At 75.5% G+C, this 14,804-nt stretch carries 15 protein-coding genes; 8 read left to right on the top strand and 7 right to left on the bottom strand.

What is annotated here, in order from left to right; all coding sequences use genetic code 11:
- Positions 1 to 704: 704 nt before the first annotated feature.
- The 3 genes from BLW63_RS22230 to BLW63_RS22220 all read left to right on the top strand — a co-directional run bounded on the left by BLW63_RS22230 (position 705) and on the right by BLW63_RS22220 (position 3,596).
- Complete coding sequence (locus tag BLW63_RS22230; RefSeq protein ID WP_091161094.1) at positions 705 to 1,508, top strand: class I SAM-dependent methyltransferase; 804 nt, start codon at positions 705 to 707, stop codon at positions 1,506 to 1,508.
- Positions 1,509 to 1,538: 30 nt separating this feature from the next.
- Entirely contained in the window at positions 1,539 to 1,979 is a 441-nt protein-coding gene (locus BLW63_RS22225; protein ID WP_091161091.1) for an SRPBCC domain-containing protein, read from the top strand.
- Positions 1,980 to 2,090: 111 nt separating this feature from the next.
- Positions 2,091 to 3,596 carry an NAD-dependent malic enzyme gene (locus tag BLW63_RS22220; RefSeq protein WP_211517233.1) on the top strand — a complete coding sequence of 502 codons (1,506 nt, stop codon included), beginning with the start codon at positions 2,091 to 2,093 and terminating at the stop codon, positions 3,594 to 3,596.
- Here BLW63_RS22220 and BLW63_RS22215 read toward each other — a convergent pair.
- Together BLW63_RS22215 and BLW63_RS27065 are read right to left on the bottom strand one after the other, a co-directional pair.
- Positions 3,583 to 4,815 carry an amidohydrolase family protein gene (locus BLW63_RS22215; RefSeq protein WP_211517232.1) on the bottom strand — a complete coding sequence of 411 codons (1,233 nt, stop codon included), beginning with the start codon at positions 4,813 to 4,815 and terminating at the stop codon, positions 3,583 to 3,585. The genes BLW63_RS22220 and BLW63_RS22215 overlap by 14 nt on opposite strands.
- Before the next feature lie 86 nt (positions 4,816 to 4,901).
- On the bottom strand, positions 4,902 to 5,078 hold the full coding sequence (locus BLW63_RS27065) for a hypothetical protein (protein ID WP_170856915.1): 177 nt from the start codon (positions 5,076 to 5,078) through the stop codon (positions 4,902 to 4,904).
- Between the two features lie 264 nt (positions 5,079 to 5,342).
- On the opposite strand from BLW63_RS27065, the gene BLW63_RS22210 reads away from it, so the two are divergent.
- Positions 5,343 to 6,215 (top strand): Fpg/Nei family DNA glycosylase, encoded by an 873-nt coding sequence (locus BLW63_RS22210; protein WP_091161089.1) that lies wholly within the window; start codon positions 5,343 to 5,345, stop codon positions 6,213 to 6,215.
- Between the two features lie 85 nt (positions 6,216 to 6,300).
- Here BLW63_RS22210 and BLW63_RS22205 read toward each other — a convergent pair whose 3' ends face one another.
- Entirely contained in the window at positions 6,301 to 7,518 is a 1,218-nt protein-coding gene (locus BLW63_RS22205; protein WP_244522735.1) for an MBL fold metallo-hydrolase, read from the bottom strand.
- 108 nt (positions 7,519 to 7,626) lie between these two features.
- Here BLW63_RS22205 and BLW63_RS27060 point away from each other — a divergent pair, with 108 nt between their 5' ends.
- Positions 7,627 to 7,776, top strand: coding sequence for a hypothetical protein (locus tag BLW63_RS27060; protein ID WP_170856914.1), 150 nt, complete (start codon positions 7,627 to 7,629; stop codon positions 7,774 to 7,776).
- 97 nt (positions 7,777 to 7,873) lie between these two features.
- Here the strand turns inward: BLW63_RS27060 and BLW63_RS22200 are convergent, their stop codons facing one another.
- Positions 7,874 to 9,190: a Rieske 2Fe-2S domain-containing protein gene (locus BLW63_RS22200; protein WP_091161083.1), complete on the bottom strand. Its 1,317-nt coding sequence runs from the start codon at positions 9,188 to 9,190 to the stop codon at positions 7,874 to 7,876.
- 169 nt (positions 9,191 to 9,359) lie between these two features.
- Between BLW63_RS22200 and BLW63_RS22195 the strand changes: the two genes are divergently transcribed.
- Together BLW63_RS22195 and BLW63_RS22190 are read left to right on the top strand one after the other, a co-directional pair.
- Positions 9,360 to 9,761, top strand: coding sequence for a DUF485 domain-containing protein (locus BLW63_RS22195; protein ID WP_091161080.1), 402 nt, complete (start codon positions 9,360 to 9,362; stop codon positions 9,759 to 9,761).
- The gene (locus BLW63_RS22190; RefSeq protein WP_091161122.1) at positions 9,761 to 11,419 is read left to right on the top strand and encodes a solute symporter family protein; all 1,659 of its coding nucleotides are present in this window, start codon (positions 9,761 to 9,763) and stop codon (positions 11,417 to 11,419) included. The genes BLW63_RS22195 and BLW63_RS22190 overlap by 1 nt, the downstream gene beginning before the upstream one ends.
- Before the next feature lie 288 nt (positions 11,420 to 11,707).
- Here the strand turns inward: BLW63_RS22190 and BLW63_RS22185 are convergent, their stop codons facing one another.
- The 3 genes from BLW63_RS22185 to BLW63_RS22175 form a co-directional block, all read right to left on the bottom strand.
- Positions 11,708 to 11,932 carry a hypothetical protein gene (locus BLW63_RS22185; protein ID WP_091161119.1) on the bottom strand — a complete coding sequence of 75 codons (225 nt, stop codon included), beginning with the start codon at positions 11,930 to 11,932 and terminating at the stop codon, positions 11,708 to 11,710.
- A 96-nt stretch (positions 11,933 to 12,028) separates the two neighbouring features.
- A complete protein-coding gene (locus tag BLW63_RS22180; protein ID WP_091161077.1) occupies positions 12,029 to 12,889 on the bottom strand; it encodes a manganese catalase in 861 nt (286 codons plus the stop codon).
- A gap of 373 nt (positions 12,890 to 13,262) precedes the next feature.
- A complete protein-coding gene (locus BLW63_RS22175) occupies positions 13,263 to 13,997 on the bottom strand; it encodes a sensor histidine kinase (RefSeq protein ID WP_091161074.1) in 735 nt (244 codons plus the stop codon).
- A gap of 59 nt (positions 13,998 to 14,056) precedes the next feature.
- Here BLW63_RS22175 and BLW63_RS22170 point away from each other — a divergent pair, with 59 nt between their 5' ends.
- Positions 14,057 to 14,746, top strand: coding sequence for a response regulator (locus tag BLW63_RS22170; protein ID WP_091161072.1), 690 nt, complete (start codon positions 14,057 to 14,059; stop codon positions 14,744 to 14,746).
- The last annotated feature ends 58 nt before the right edge of the window (positions 14,747 to 14,804 follow it).

Below are 14,804 nucleotides of genomic sequence, written 5' to 3'. Positions count from 1 at the left end.
GCTCCTGGGCCGGGTGACGCTCGCCGCGGCGGTGCAGGTCGCAGCGCCGGCGTCGCGCTCGGGGCGCCGGCCCAGGGCACGGCGGCGCGGGTGTCGGCGGCCGTCGCCCTCGGAGCGGTCGCGGCCCTCGGGACGGCGATCGTGCGGGTCGCCCGGGTGGCGGCCGGACCGTTCGCCCTGGCCGTGGTCTGGGGTCTGGGGTCTGGGGTCTGGGGTCTGGGGTCTGGGGTCTGGGGTCTGGGGTCTGGGGTCTGGGGTCTGGGGTCTGGGGTCTGGTCGCGGTCGCCGCCGACGGCGGGCCGGACGCGGTGGCGGTCGCGGCCGTGGGCGCCGCTGCGGTCGTGACCGCGGCCCTGGGGGTCCGGGTGGCCGGACGGCGGGAGCGCGGCGCGCTCCTGGTCGGCTGAAAGAGGACCCCCTTGCCCCCTTGAAGGACCCCCTCGCCCCCCTTGAAGGGCCCCCTCGCCCCCCACCACTCGCAGGCTCGCGGCGGGGCCCTGCGAGGGGGCCGATCGAGGCTCGGGGCGGGACCCTGCACGGGGGCCGATCGAGGCTCGGGGCGGGACCCCTGCACGGGGGCCGATCGAGGCTCGGGGCGGGACCCTGCACGGGGGCCGCCCCCAGCTCGCGAAGTGGAAGACGGAGTCCTCCGCCCTGCCGCGGCCGCTTCCGTCGCGGGGTGACGCGGAGCACACTGCCGGACCATGAGTGCCGCGCCCGTCGCCGACCGCGTCCGTGAGGTCTGGGCGGCAGGGGACTACCAGCGCGTGGGCGTCCGGCTGGTGCCCGCCGCGGAGCAGCTGGCCGCCGACCTCGGCGTCCGTCCGGGCGACCGGGTGCTCGACGTGGCCGGCGGGACCGGCAACGCCGCGCTGGCCGCGGCCCGGCGCGACGGGGACGTGGTATGCACTGACGTCGTCCCGGAGCTGCTCGAGCTCGCCCGGCGCCGGGCCCAGCTGGAGGGGCTGTCGTTCGTCACCCAGGTCGCCGACGTCTGCGCACTGCCCTTCCCCGACGCGTCGTTCGACGTCGTCGTCTCCACGTTCGGCGTGGTCTTCGCCGCCGAGCCGGAGCAGGCCGCCCGGGAGCTCCTGCGGGTGCTGCGCCCCGGCGGCCGGCTCGGGCTGACCGCCTGGCGGCCGGACGCGCCCGGCGGGCGGCTGCTGGCGCTGGTCGCCCGGCACGACCCGGCCGACGCCACCGGGGACCCGCTGCGCTGGGGGACGCCCACCGGGGTCGAGGGGCTGCTCGGCCGGGGCGAGGTGCGCCAGGTGCGGCACACCGAGCGGACCGTGGACATGACCGCCCCGTCCCTGGCCGACCAGTGGCAGCGCTACCGCGACTGGTTCGGGCCGGTGCACGTGGCGTGGCGGCGGCTGGACCCCGCCGGGCGCGCCGCGCTGGAGGCCGACTTCGCCGACCTGTGGGGCAGCTCGACCCGAGGCGGCGGCCCGGGCGTCGTGGTACCCAACACCTACCTGCAGACGACGGCCGTGCGGGCCGGGTGAGAGGGCGGGCGGGATGGGAGGTGGAGCAGCGTGAGGAGCTACGAGGCGGCGGCGCGCATCGACGCGAGCCCGGAGCAGGTGTGGGCCCTGCTGAGCGACGTCGGCGGCTGGCGGGACTGGGACTCCGGCGTCGACCGGGTCGAGGGCCGGGTCGCGCTCGGCGAGAGGCTGACGCTGTACGCCACCATGATCCGCGCCCGTCCCTTCGAGGTGACGGTCACCGAGATCCGCCCGCGCGAGGCCATGCGCTGGCGCGGCGGGCTGCCGCTGGGGCTGGCGGTCATCGAGCGCACCTACATGCTCGACGCGCAGGAGGACGGCGGTACCCTGGTCACCGTCCGGGAGGACCACACCGGCCCGCTCGCCGTGCTGCTGGGCCGCTCCACGCCGGACCTCAACCCCTCCTTCCGGCACTTCTGCGAGGGGCTCAAGGCCCGCGCCGAGGGGCGTACCTCCCGCCCCACCCGCTGACCGGCGCCCGGGTCGGCCCGGCGACCAGCCCGGCCGAGCCGGCGCCCGTGTGCGACCACTGTGACCGCAACCACCCCTCCCGGGACTCCCGGTGCGACGATGGGCGACGCCATGAGCACTGACACCGCAGCCACGTCCAGCACCGACGACACCGCCCTCGGCGAGCCGGCCACGCCGCCCCGCGGGCCGGTCACGTCGGCGTCGTACTCGATCACCGTGCGGCTGACCGCCGACGGCGACCCGGCGTCCATCGGCCGGATCGCGACCGCGGTCGGCTCGGCCGGCGGCGCGGTGACCGCCATCGACGTCGTCGACTCCCGCTCCGACGGGCTCACCGTCGACGTCACCTGCTCGGCCGCGGACGCCGCGCACTCCGAGGAGATGGTGGACGCGCTGCGCGCCGTCCTCGGGGTGAAGGTCCGCAAGGTCAGCGACCGCACCTTCCTGCTGCACCTGGGCGGCAAACTCGAGGTCGCCTCGCGGGTGCCGCTGAAGACCCGCGACGACCTGTCCATGGCCTACACGCCGGGCGTCGCGCGGGTCTGCCTGGCGCTGGCCGACAACCCCGACGACGTCCGCCGGCTGACCATCAAGGGCAACACCGTCGCCGTGGTCACCGACGGGTCCGCCGTCCTGGGGCTCGGCGACATCGGGCCCGGGGCCGCGATGCCGGTCATGGAGGGCAAGGCCGTCCTGTTCAAGCGGTTCGCCGACATCGACGCCTGGCCGATCTGCCTGGACACCCAGGACGTCGACGAGATCGTCCGCACCGTCGAACTGATCGCCCCCGGCTTCGGTGGCATCAACCTCGAGGACATCGCCGCGCCGCGCTGCTTCGAGATCGAGGCCCGGCTGCGCGAGAAGCTGGACATCCCGGTCTTCCACGACGACCAGCACGGGACGGCGATCGTCGCGCTGGCCGCACTGCGCAACGCGCTGCGCGTCGTCGACAAGCAGCTGGAGGACGTCAAGATCGTGGTGGCCGGCGGAGGGGCGGCCGGGACGGCGATCGTGCACCTGATGCTGAAGGCGGGCGCCCGGCACGTGCTCGTCTGGGACCGCGAGGGCATCCTCTCGCCGGACGACGAACGGCTCTCACCGGCCAAGCGGGACCTCGCCGAGCGCACCAACCCCGAGTGCGTGCGCGGTGAGCTGCCCGACGCGCTCGACGGTGCGGACGTGTTCATCGGCGTCAGCGCCGCGAACGTGCTGCCCGTCGAGGCCCTCACCCGGATGGCGCCGCAGGCCGTCGTCTTCCCGATGGCCAACCCGACGCCGGAGGTCGACCCGGTGCGGGCCCGCCAGCACGCCGCCGTCGTCGCCTCGGGCCGCTCGGACCTGCCCAACCAGATCAACAACGTCCTGGCGTTCCCCGGGATGTTCCGGGGGCTGCTGGACGCGCGGGCGCGGGAGATCAGCGACGGGATGCTGCTGGCCGCGGCAGAGGCGATCGCCCGCGTGGTCAAGGACGACCAGCTCAACGCCAACTACATCATCCCGAGCGTCTTCGACCCCGCCGTCACGTCGGCCGTCGCCGCCGCGGTGGCCGAGCAGGCACGGCAGGAGCCCGGCGCGACCGCCCCGGTGAGCGAGGTGGAGACCCTCACCTCGCAGTAGTCCCGCGAGTCGGTCCGGGCGGGCCCAGTGCGTGCCCGCCGCGCCAGACCACCTCGACGGCCCGGGTGCGGGTCACGTCGCGCTCCGGCTCGCCGCGGACGAGGACCAGGTCGGCGCGCAGGCCGGGGGCGATCCGGCCGCGGTCGGGGAGGCCGAACACCGCGGCCGGAGCGCGGGTCGCCGCGGTCAGCGCGGCCGCGGGGGACAGCCCCGACCGCACCAGCAGGGCGAGCTCGTCGTGCAGGCTGGCGCCGTGGGCGGTGCCCGGGCTCCCGGCATCGGTCCCCGCCAGCAGGGGCACGCCCGCCGCGGCCAGCCGGGTGACGCCGGCCATGGCGTGCGCGAGCCCGTCGGGTACGGCGGGCGGGCCGGGGAACCCCGCCTCGAGCAGGGCCCGGTCCCGCGGATCGAGGCGCGGCCCGAGGTCCGGGTCGGTGCCGAGGGCGTGTCCTCGCCGGTGTCCGGCGCGGGCGGCCAGCGAGGTCAGGGTCGGCACCACGAAGACGCCGTGCCGCACCGCGGCCTCGACGAACCGTGCGGACGGCGGCTGGTCGACGAACAGGTGGGCCAGCCCGTCGACGCCGGCGTCCACGGCGAGCAGCGCGTGCGCCTGGGTGAGGACGTGCGCGACGACGAGCAGGCCGTGTGCGTGCCCGGCGCGGACCAGGGCACGCACCGTGTCGGCGTCGAGGGTCGGGCAGGGGTGCCCCGGAACGGTGCCGTCCTCGAGCACGAGCTTGAGGTGGTCCGAGCCCTCGGCCGCCCGCGCCGCGACGAAGGCCTCCGCCGCGCCGGGGCCGTGCACCGTCGGGAACGGCGCCAGCAGCCCCCGATCGACCAGCCGGCTGGGGTGCCCACCTGGTGCCGTCGCCCCGGTGCCGGCGGAGCGGACGTCGGCCGTGCGCGGGTCGGCCGCCGCCCGACGGCGCAGCGACCCGGCCAGCTCGGGGTCGGCGAACATGTCGAGCTCGGTGGTCACCCCGCACCGCAGCGCCGTCTCGAGCGCGCCGGGGGACACGTGGGTGTGCGCGTCGACCAGGCCCGGGAGGAGGGTGGCGCCGCGGCCGTCGACCACCGGGGTGCCCGCCGGTGGGGCCGGTCGGCCGCCGACCGCTGCGATCCGGCCGTCGAGGACCAACACCGGGGTCGCCGGGTGGAAGCGCTCCCCGTCGAAGACCGTCGCGCCCTCCACGAGGAAGCTGCCCGACACCGGCCCCACCGCGCCTCCTCGACCACGTCCACCACCGGACGCCGCACCGGGGACGCCGGAACCCTCCGGCCCGGACCCCGAGGTGCGACGAGCGGCTACTCGCGGTCGGCGTCCTCGGCGGTGGACTCCTCCGGCTCGAAGGTGTCGGCCTCGCCGAGCCCGATGCCGACGCCGCTGTCGGTCGGGACCGGCGGTCCGCCCTCGGTGTCCTGCTCCGGCGCTGACGGACGGGTCTCGTCCACCGGCTGCCGGCCCTCTGTGCTCTCGGTCACGTCCGGGCCTCCCCACGCCGACTGTCCCGGACGCTAGGGACAGCCGGCGCCCGGTGGCAAGACGCCGTGGCGCGTCGTCCTCGGACAGCGACGACCTCCAGGACCGCTCGACCCGGCGGTCCCCCGGATCGGTCAGCTCTGTGTCGATCCGGTCCCGGTCCTCGTTCCGCGCCTCGGCGCCAGGTCCGTCGAACAGGTCGGCCACTTCGCGGTACCACCCGATCGGGGACGCCGGGGGACGATCCCGCGCGGCATAGTGGCCGGGTGCCCGAGCTGCCCGAGGTGGAGGCGCTGACCGCGTTCCTGCGAGCGAACGCGGTCGGCCGCGTGGTGACCCGCGTCGACCTGGCCGCCGTCCAGGCGATCAAGACCTTCGACCCGCCGCTGTCGGCGCTCGGCGGGCTGGAGCTCACCGGCGTCGCCCGGCTCGGCAAGTTCCTGGACCTCGACGTCTCCGGGCTGCACCTCGTCGTCCACCTGGCGCGGGCCGGCTGGCTGCACTGGCGCACCGGACTGCCCACCGCCCCGCCCAAGCCCGGCAGGGGCCCCCTGGCGCTGCGGGTGCACCTGGCGCCCAACGACTCCGACCCGCCCGCCCCGGGCTTCGACCTCACCGAGCAGGGCACCCGCAAGGGGCTGGCGGTCTACGTCGTCCGGTCGCCGGCCGAGGTGCCGGGTGTCGCACGGCTGGGCCCGGACGCGCTGGAGGTCGACCGGGACACCTTCGTCGCCCTGCTGGCCGGTCGCAGCGGCCGGCTCAAGGGCGCGCTCACCGACCAGACGCTGCTCGCCGGCATCGGGAACGCGTACTCCGACGAAATCCTGCACGCCGCGCGGCTCTCGCCGTTCAAGATGGCCGACAAGCTGACCGACGAGGAGGCGCTGCGCCTGTACGACGCGGTGCGGGCGACCCTCACCGAGGCGCTCGAGCGCCAGGTCGGGCAGCAGGCGGCCACGATGAAGGGCGAGAAGCGCTCGGGGCTGCAGGTGCACGCCCGCACCGGCCTGCCCTGCCCGGTGTGCGGGGACACCGTCCGCGAGGTGAGCTTCGCCGACACCTCGCTGCAGTACTGCCCGACCTGTCAGACCGGCGGCAAGCCGCTGGCCGACCGGCGGATGTCCAAGCTGCTGCGCTGATGCACGCCGGGGTGCCCTCGCTGCCACTCCCGGCCTCGTCCGGGAGCGCCCTGGCGGCGGGCACCGACGTGGTCCGGCTGCTGGGCTAGTCGACCGGGCGGCGGGTGGTCAGCCAGGACGCCGCGCGCGCCACGACGGAGCTGCCCGCCCCGCCGTCCCCGGTCTCGGCCGGATCGTCGACGAGCGAGCCGACCGCCGACCACCAGTCGGTCAGCGCCGGCGGGGCCAGGACGTCGACCCGCTGGCCCGGCCGCGGCACCGCCACCCGCGCCTCGGAGCGCTCCGCCGCGGCGCACAGCCGCTGCACCGGCTCGGCCCAGCGGTGGAAGGCCAGGTTGAACGTCGCCCAGTGCACCGGCACCAGCAGCTCGCCGCCGAGGTCGCCGTGGGCCCGGACGGCCTCCTCCGGCGTCATGTGGATGAGCGCCCAGGCGTCGTTGTAGGCGCCGATCGGCAGCAGCGTCAGGTCGAAGGGACCCAGGAGCGCGCCGATCTGGGCGAACGCCGGCGTGTAGCCGGTGTCGCCGCCGAAGAAGACCCGGTGCCGCGGCCCGGCGACCACCCACGACGCCCACAGCGTGGTGTCGCGGGTGAGGAAGCGGCCGGAGAAGTGCCGCGCCTCGGTGCAGGTCAGCCTGAGGCCGGCGACGTCCACCGCGCCGTCCCAATCCAGCTCGACGACCCGCTCCTCCGGCACGCCCCAGCCGCGCAGGTGCGCGCCCAGCCCCAGCGGGACGACGAACGGCGCGGTCTGGGTGCGCAGCAGCGCGCGCACCGTGGGCAGGTCGAGGTGGTCGTAGTGGTCGTGCGAGACGAGGACGGCGTCGACCTGCGGCAGCGCCTCGATCGGGACGGGCACCGGGTGCAGCCGGGTCGGCCCGATGAGCGGGGACGGCGACACCCGCTCGCCCCACACCGGGTCGACCAGCACCCGCCGGCCGTCGACCTCGAGCAGCGCGCTGGAGTGGCCGAACCAGGTCACCGCCAGCTCGCCGGCCACCGCGGGGAGCTCCGGGCGGGCCAGGGGCACCGGGCGCGCCGGCAGGCCGGTGTGGCGCTCCTCGTGCACCTGCCGCAGCAGGCCGCGCTGCGCGTTGGCCGGTGGTCGCGCCGGCGTGCTCAGCCGGTTGTGGAAGCGGCCCTCGGCGAACTGCGGCGAGCCGGCGGCACGGGCCCGGACCTGGCGTCGGCCGGCGCCGAGGGCGGTGGGCAGGCCCCAGGCGGCGCGGGCGACCCACGCGGCCGGTCCGGCGAGGGTGGCGGCGAGGGCCAGTGCGGTGCGGCGGGTGGCGGAGGACGGCACGACCGCCAGCATCCCAGCCGGGGGCGCGGAGGCGGCGTCCTCCGGGAGGGTGGCGCGTCCCCCTCGGCGGCGGTTGCCCGGCAGGAGGCGGCGGCCGAGCATGGCCCCGTGACCGACGACCCACGACCCGCCGAGCCGGCCGGCGGCGGCGACCCGGCGTGCTGGCTGCGCCGGGTGTGCCCGGCGTGCGGTCGGCTCGCCGACACCGACCCGCCGGTTCGCTGCGCGGCCTGCGGAGAGCTGCTCCCGGCGGAGTGAGGGCGGACTCGCGCCTCCGGTGTGCGCTGGTGGTCGCCTCGGGACGGGCGGAGACCACCACGAGCGCACAACAGCACCGGTCACGGCGGCCCGCGCACTATGCGGCGCTGCGGTCGGCGGGGGGTGCGGCCAGCACGACGTCGCACAGCGCGCGGCGCAGGGCCAGGCCCAGCCGGTCGGCGGGCACGTGCAGCTCGTCACGCACCGCCAGCGGCAGCCCCTGCCCGGCCAGGTGCGCGGCCAGGGCGAGGTCCTCGTCGAGCACCTGCCGCCGCAGGGCCACCGCCCGGGCGACCTCGGGAGGGGCGGGCAGCGGGCGGCCCGGGCCCGCCGACAGCAGCAGCCGGGTGTAGACGCGGGTCGAGTCCTGGTCCTCGGGCTGCAGCAGGGACTGGACGACCGTGACCGCGCCGGAGTCGAGGGACGCCACGCGCAGCAACAGCTGGAACGGTGCCCGGTACACGTACGTCGCCCGCCGGCGCTGCCGCAGCGGCCGCTCACCGGTGGCCACCCCGGGGTCGGCCGGGTCGTCGAACCACTGCTCCTGCACGCTGCGGAAGCCGCCCGGCTCCGGCTCGACGTGATACGCGGGCACCTCCGGGTGGTCGGCCGCGCCGACGGTCCCGGCGTGCACGAACGGGCCGTGGGCGACGTCCAGAAGGATGTCGGCCAGCACGCCGGCCGTCGCCGCCGAGCGCCGCGGTGGCAACCAGCCGGTCACGAAGTGCCGGTCGCCGTCCTCGGGGAACTCCAGCGGCACGTCGCGCGGCTCGTCCGGGGCCAGCCACACCACGCCGAGCCGCTCACGGACGCCGTACGCGGGCGGGTCGACCTCCAGCCGGTCGGTGCGGCGCAGCGTCCAGGTGCGCCCGAGCAGCCGCACCTGCGACCACCCGCCGGGGCGCAGCTCGCCGGAGAGCGCCACCGGGTGCCAGGCCGATCCGAGCGCGGGGTCGAGGTTGCCGAGGACCCGACCGGACGGCTCCGGCGGCGCCGGGACAGGCTCGGCGGCGGTGCCCGCCGCTGGGCGGGGCGGCGTCGGGACGGCGGTGCGCTCGGGGGCCAGCCAGACCCAGTCGTGCCGCTCCTCGACCGCCCAGGGCACCGGCAGGTCCGCCCGCGGCGGCGCCGTCCCGTCGGGGCCGAGGGACGGGAGGGAGACGCAGCGCCCCTCGCCGTCGTACTGCCAGCCGTGGTTCGGGCAGGTCAGCCGCCCGTCGACGACGGTGGCGGCGCTCAGCGGCACCAGCCGGTGCGGGCACCGGGCCGGGAAGGCGCTCACCTCGGCACCCGGGCGCAGCCGCACCAGCACGTAGGCCCGCCCGCCGGCCCCCACCGGCAGCGGCTTGGTCCCGACCTCGGCGGCGCGTGCCACCGGGTACCAGCCCGTCGTCGTCCCCGCGGATGTGGTCATGACCCATTGCAGCGCCGCCGGGTTCCCGCCCGGTTACACCCGCTCAACGGTCAGGCGACACGGGTTGCGCACAACAAAAAGGCCACCGGCGGCGCATTACGGACAGACTTGTCTCTAGAGTGACCGCGGTCACCGGCAACAGGTGACCAGGACGACAGGGAGAGGCACCGTGACACCACCCGCTGAACGCAGGCTCCTGACGCCGGAGGAGTACCGCGAGGCCCAGGCCTCCCCGGAGTTCGTCGAGCTGAAGCGGCGCTTCCGCCGCTTCGCCTTCCCGATGACCGTGGCCTTCCTGACCTGGTACCTGCTCTACGTCCTGCTCTCGACCTACGCGCCGGACCTCATGGCCACGCCGGTGTTCGGCAACATCAACCTCGGCATCCTGCTCGGCCTGGGCCAGTTCGTGTCGACGTTCGTCATCACGCACGTCTACGTGGCGCACGCCAACAAGCGCACCGACCCGATCTCCGACGAGATGCGCGAGCGGCTGGAGCACCACGAGTACGCGCGCCCCGGTGGTGTTGGTGTCACCCGAGGCGCCGACGAGACCCGCGGAGGACGGCAGTGATGCTCTACGCTGCCCCCGCCGCTCCGGCGACGACCACCGTCGGGAACCCGGCGGTCAACATCTCCATCTTCGGGATCTTCGTCCTGATCACGCTGGCCATCACCTTCAGGGCCAGCCGCAACAACAAGAGCGCGGCCGACTACTACGCCGCCGGCCGCAACATCAGCGGCACCCAGAACGGCCTGGCCATCGCGGGTGACTACCTGTCGGCCGCCTCGTTCCTCGGCATCGCCGGCGCCATCGCCATCTACGGCTACGACGGCTTCCTGTACTCCATCGGGTTCCTCGTCGCCTGGCTGGTCGCCCTCCTGCTCGTCGCCGAGCTCATGCGCAACACGGCCCGGTACACGATGGCCGACGTGCTGGCCTTCCGGATGCGCCAGCGGCCCGTCCGAACCGCGGCGGCGACCTCGACCCTCGTGGTCAGCCTCTTCTACCTGCTCGCCCAGATGGCCGGCGCCGGCGCGCTGGTCACCCTGCTGCTCGGCGTGACCGGGGAGCTGGCGCAGGCGGTCGTCGTGGTCCTCGTCGGGGCGCTGATGATGGTCTACGTGCTCGTCGGCGGCATGCGCGGCACGACCTACGTGCAGATCATCAAGGCGACGCTGCTGATCGCCGGCGCCGCTGTGATGACGGTCTGGGTGCTGGGCAAGTACGGCTTCAACTTCTCCGCGCTGCTCGGCGGCGCGGTCGACACCTCGGCGACCCAGGCCACGCCGCGCGACGTCCTGTCCCCCGGGGGCCAGTACGGCGCGACCAGCATCTCGAAGCTGGACTTCATCTCGCTGGCGCTCGCGCTGGTGTTCGGGACGGCCGGCCTGCCGCACGTGCTGATGCGCTTCTACACCGTCCCCACCGCCAAGGACGCCCGCCGCTCGGTGGTCTGGGCCATCTGGCTGATCGGCGTCTTCTACCTGTTCAGCCTGGTGATCGGCTACGGCGCGGGCGCGCTGGTCGGCGCGGACACCATCCTGGCGGCGCCCGGTGCGGTGAATGCGGCGGCGCCGCTGCTGGCCTTCGAGCTCGGCGGCACGATCCTGCTCGGCGTCATCGCCGGTGTCGCGTTCGCGACGATCCTCGCGGTGGTCGCCGGCCTGACGATCACCGCGTCGGCGTCCTTCGCGCACGACATCTACGCCTCGGTCATCAAGAAGGGTCAGGTGAACCCGAACGCCGAGGTCAAGGTGGCCCGGATCGCCGCGATCGTGATCGGCGCCATCTCCATCGGGCTGGGCATCCTGGCGCTGCAGGCCGGGCTGAACATCGCCTTCCTGGTGGCCCTGGCGTTCGCCATCGCCGCCTCGGCGAACCTGCCGACGATCATCTACACCCTGTTCTGGCAGCGGTTCACCACGCAGGGCGCGCTCTGGTCGATCTACGGCGGGCTGATCACCTGCGTGACGCTCATCCTGTTCTCGCCAGTGGTGTCCGGTGCGCCGGTCAACCCGGCGACCGGCAAGAGCCCGTCGCTGATCCAGGACGTCGACTTCTCCTGGTTCCCGCTGAACAACCCCGGCCTCGTGTCGATCCCGCTGTCGTTCTTCCTCGGCTGGCTCGGCACGAAGCTGTCCAAGGAACAGCCCGACGAGCTCAAGAACGCCGAGCTCGAGGTGCGGGCGCTCACCGGGATCGGTGCGGAGAAGGCCGTCGCCCACTGAGGAAGGACCCCCGTGCTCCCCACCGCTCGTTGAAGGACCCCGTCCCCCCCACCCCTCGCAAGCTCGGGGCGGGACCCGGGACGGGGCCGGCGGGGCCCTGCACGGGGGCCGGTTCCAGCACCTCGCCAGGCGCGCGTCCCCGTTCGCCGGGGGCGCGCGCCTCGCGCGTGTCCGGGGGCTCCCTCGACGATCAGCTGAGCTGATCGTCGCCGGTCCTGACTCACCACCGGGAGTGAGTCAGGACCCGCAACGGTGAGCTGAGCTGGTCATCGGGGACTGGGCGCCGGGTCAGGCGACGGCCCGGGCGGGCGCGGACTCGGGTGCCAGCACGGCGCCCGCGGCCGCGATCGGGGCGGCGGCGTGGGCGCGGCGGTGGCGGACGGCCCAGCGGGTGACCAGGCCGGTGAGGACGACCAGCCCGGCGACCAGGTGCTGGCCGGGCGCGGTCACCGCGACGGCGAGGGCCGCGGCGTAGACCACCGTCAACAGGACGGCGGGGAGTGACAGGTGCACGGTGCTCTCCTCCGGCGGGGCGGCCCGCCGGCCGGTGGCCGGGGTCTGCGGTGACCCGGCCACCGGCGCGGCGACGGCGCGGGTGGGACGGGTCGGCTACTTGAGCATGTCCTTGGCCTTCTGCAGCAGCGACTGCCCCGGCATCTGCGGCGTGGAGAACAGCCGCGGGTCGCCGGGCGGGAGGATCGGGGCGTCCGCCGTCGCCTCGATCGGGCGGGCACGGAACTCCGAGCGGCCGTCCACGGACGGACCCGACGCCCACCGGCCGGCCGAGGCCTCGGGGCCGTCGGAGGCGTCGATGAACGTGTAGCCCAGGTCGCCGACCTCCTCCTCCAGCGGGAACGCCTCGGGCACCGGGATGCCCTCGATCCCGTCGGACTTGAGCTCCTCGGTCGCGGCCAGCCACTGCTGCTGGTGCATGTGATCGCGGGTGATGAGGAAGCGCAGCATGTCCTTGACCCCGGGGTCGTCGGTCATGTTGTAGAGCCGGGAGACCTGCAGTCGGCCCTGCATCTCGGCGGTGGCGTTGTACATGAAGTCGGCCATGAGGTTGCCGCTGGCGGTCACGTACGCACCGGTCCACGGGTTGCCCATGGCGTCGATGTAGGACGCGCCCTGGCCGTTGGCGATCAGGTGCTGGGGGTTGTGCTGCCCGTAGCCGGCGGCAGCCTCCTTGGTGCGGTCGGCCGCGTCCGGCTTGAGCGGCGCGTGGTCGAGCAGCCGGTCGATCATCGTCACGATCATCTCGACGTGGGCCAGCTCCTCCGTGCCGATGGCCAGGAGCATGTCCTTGTACTTGCCGGGCAGCCGGCAGTTCCAGCCCTGCAGCAGGTACTGCGTGGCGACGGTCATCTCGCCCCACTGACCGCCGAGGATCTCCTGCATCTTGCGGGCGAAGTCCGGGTCGGGACCGTCGGGCTTGGCCTCGTACTGCAGGGCGTGGGTGTGCGTGAACATCGTGCTTCTCCCTGGCGTCGTCGCGACCACCGCCGGTGCGGTGACACCAGGGATCTGCCCGCGTCGCATGGCCCGCCCGTGCCGAGCCCTGGCCCGGCGGTGCCAACCTGGGCCCCTGCGGCGTCGAGGCGCGGCAGGTGGACGGCACGTGGCCGCGGAGCTCACGGGAGACGCCCCGCGGGCGGCGCGAGGAGTGGGGCCCGAGGCTCCCGCGATCGAGCGTCGGGCAGGGCTCAACGGGTGGGGGACGGCTCCTGGCCGTGGTGTCGGGTCGAGGAGTGGGGGCCGGAGGCCTCCCCGGCGAGGCCCGGGTGAGCTCAGCGCAGCCGGGGGACGGCACGTGGCCGCGGTGTCGGCCGGTAGGCCGACGGTGTCATCGGTCCGGGAGCTGCACGGTCAGCGTCAGGTGCTCGCCGTCCTCGGCCGACACGATCCGGCCGCCGAGCTCCCCGGTCTGCCGCCGCACCGACCACAGCCCCAGGCCGGTGAGGTCCGGCGGTGGGGAGTCGGTGCGCAGGTGCCCGAGCAGCCGCTCCGGGCGAACCACGGCCTGCGTCAGCGCCAGGTCGACCCAGCGGGGGCGGCACCGGACGGCCAGCCGCACCGTCGCGCCGTCCCCGTGCCGGTGCGCGTTCTCCAGCAGGTTGGTCAGGATCCGCTGGACGCGGGCGTCGGCGACGGCGACGTCCTCGGCGCCCGGGCCGAGCCGCACGGTCAGCTGGGTGGCGGGCAGCCCGGAGGCGGCCACCGACGCGCGGACGACCTCCCCCAGCCGGCGTGTCCCCCGCCCCAGCGGCGCCGCCCCGCCCGTGGCCGCCGCTGTCCGCAGCATGGAGGCCAGGTGAGCGGTCTGCGCGCGGGCCAACCCCAGCACCTCCGCGGGGTCGGCCGCGGGTCCGGCCGGCCGCCCCAGCGCCCCCAGCAGCGCCTCCAGCGAGGCCAGCGGCGAGCGCATGTCGTGGCACAGCGCCCGCACCAGCGCCTCGCTGGGCTCCGGACCCTCTGCCTCGTCCGGCCGCGGCGGCGCGCGGTGCCGCAGCAGGCGGCGCAGCGCGGGCAGCACCCGGCGGGACTCGGGGGACGTCGGGGGGTTGGCGGCCAGGGTCATGGGCACCTCCGGAGTGCGTGCGGTCAGCAGCGCCGGCGCAGCTGTCCGTGTGGGGAGAGATGGAGCCGAGCGACGCCGGTGCTCAGCGCCGTCCGCAGGTCGACGTCGTGCTCGTCGACGACCACCCGTTGTTCAGCCGGGGCCTGGCCCTGCTGCTGCCGGGGGTGAGCGGGGGGCGGGTCCGCGTCGTGGCGACGACCGACGACGCCTCCGCGGCCGCGGCGATGGTGCGCCGGCACCACGCCGACGTCGCCGTGGTGGACCTGCACATGCCGCCGCCGGGGGGCACGCGGGCGATCGCGGCGATCCGCCGCGCGGACCCGACGGTGCGGGTCGTGGCGCTGTCCGGGCAGGCCGAGGAGGACGCCGTCCTCGAGGCGCTGCGGGCCGGGGCGGCGGGCTACCTGCCCAAGACGGCCGACCCGGAGGCGCTGGTGCGCCCGCTGCTGGCCGTGCTCGACGGCTGGTCGGTGATCCCCGAGGAGCTGCTGCGCCGGCTGCTGGAGGAGGCCGCGCCCGCCGGCGAGCAGGGCCTCGCCCAGCGGCTGACCGCCGACGAGCGCCGGCTGTGGCGGCTGGTGGCCGACGGTGCGAGCACGGTGGAGATCGCCACGACGCTGCACGTCTCCGAGCGGACGGCGAAGCGGCTCGTGGCGGCGCTGCTGCGGACGCTGGGCGTGGCTACCCGGGTCGAGGCCGCGGCGCTGGCCGGGCGCGTGCACCTGGGCGGGAGCGACAGGCGCGGCTGAGTTCCGCACCGGTGTCGGCTCGGAGTGCATCGCCCAGCAGCTACCCGCAACGGTGATC

This window comes from Geodermatophilus africanus, from assembly GCF_900107105.1.
In the GTDB taxonomy this organism is placed as follows: Bacteria; Actinomycetota; Actinomycetes; order Mycobacteriales; family Geodermatophilaceae; genus Geodermatophilus; species Geodermatophilus africanus.
The sequence above is the reverse complement of the archived record's forward strand: the minus strand, read 5'-3'. Positions and strand labels throughout refer to the sequence as shown.

Coding starts and splice junctions, on each gene's coding strand:
- BLW63_RS22230 (WP_091161094.1), top strand. CDS start 705: ATGAGTGCCGCGCCCGTCGCCGACCGCGTCCGTGAGGTCTGGGCGGCA.
- BLW63_RS22220 (WP_211517233.1), top strand. CDS start 2,091: ATGAGCACTGACACCGCAGCCACGTCCAGCACCGACGACACCGCCCTC.
- BLW63_RS22200 (WP_091161083.1), bottom strand. CDS start 9,190: ATGACCACATCCGCGGGGACGACGACGGGCTGGTACCCGGTGGCACGC.
- BLW63_RS22190 (WP_091161122.1), top strand. CDS start 9,761: ATGCTCTACGCTGCCCCCGCCGCTCCGGCGACGACCACCGTCGGGAAC.
- BLW63_RS22180 (WP_091161077.1), bottom strand. CDS start 12,889: ATGTTCACGCACACCCACGCCCTGCAGTACGAGGCCAAGCCCGACGGT.
- BLW63_RS22175 (WP_091161074.1), bottom strand. CDS start 13,997: ATGACCCTGGCCGCCAACCCCCCGACGTCCCCCGAGTCCCGCCGGGTG.
- BLW63_RS22170 (WP_091161072.1), top strand. CDS start 14,057: ATGGAGCCGAGCGACGCCGGTGCTCAGCGCCGTCCGCAGGTCGACGTC.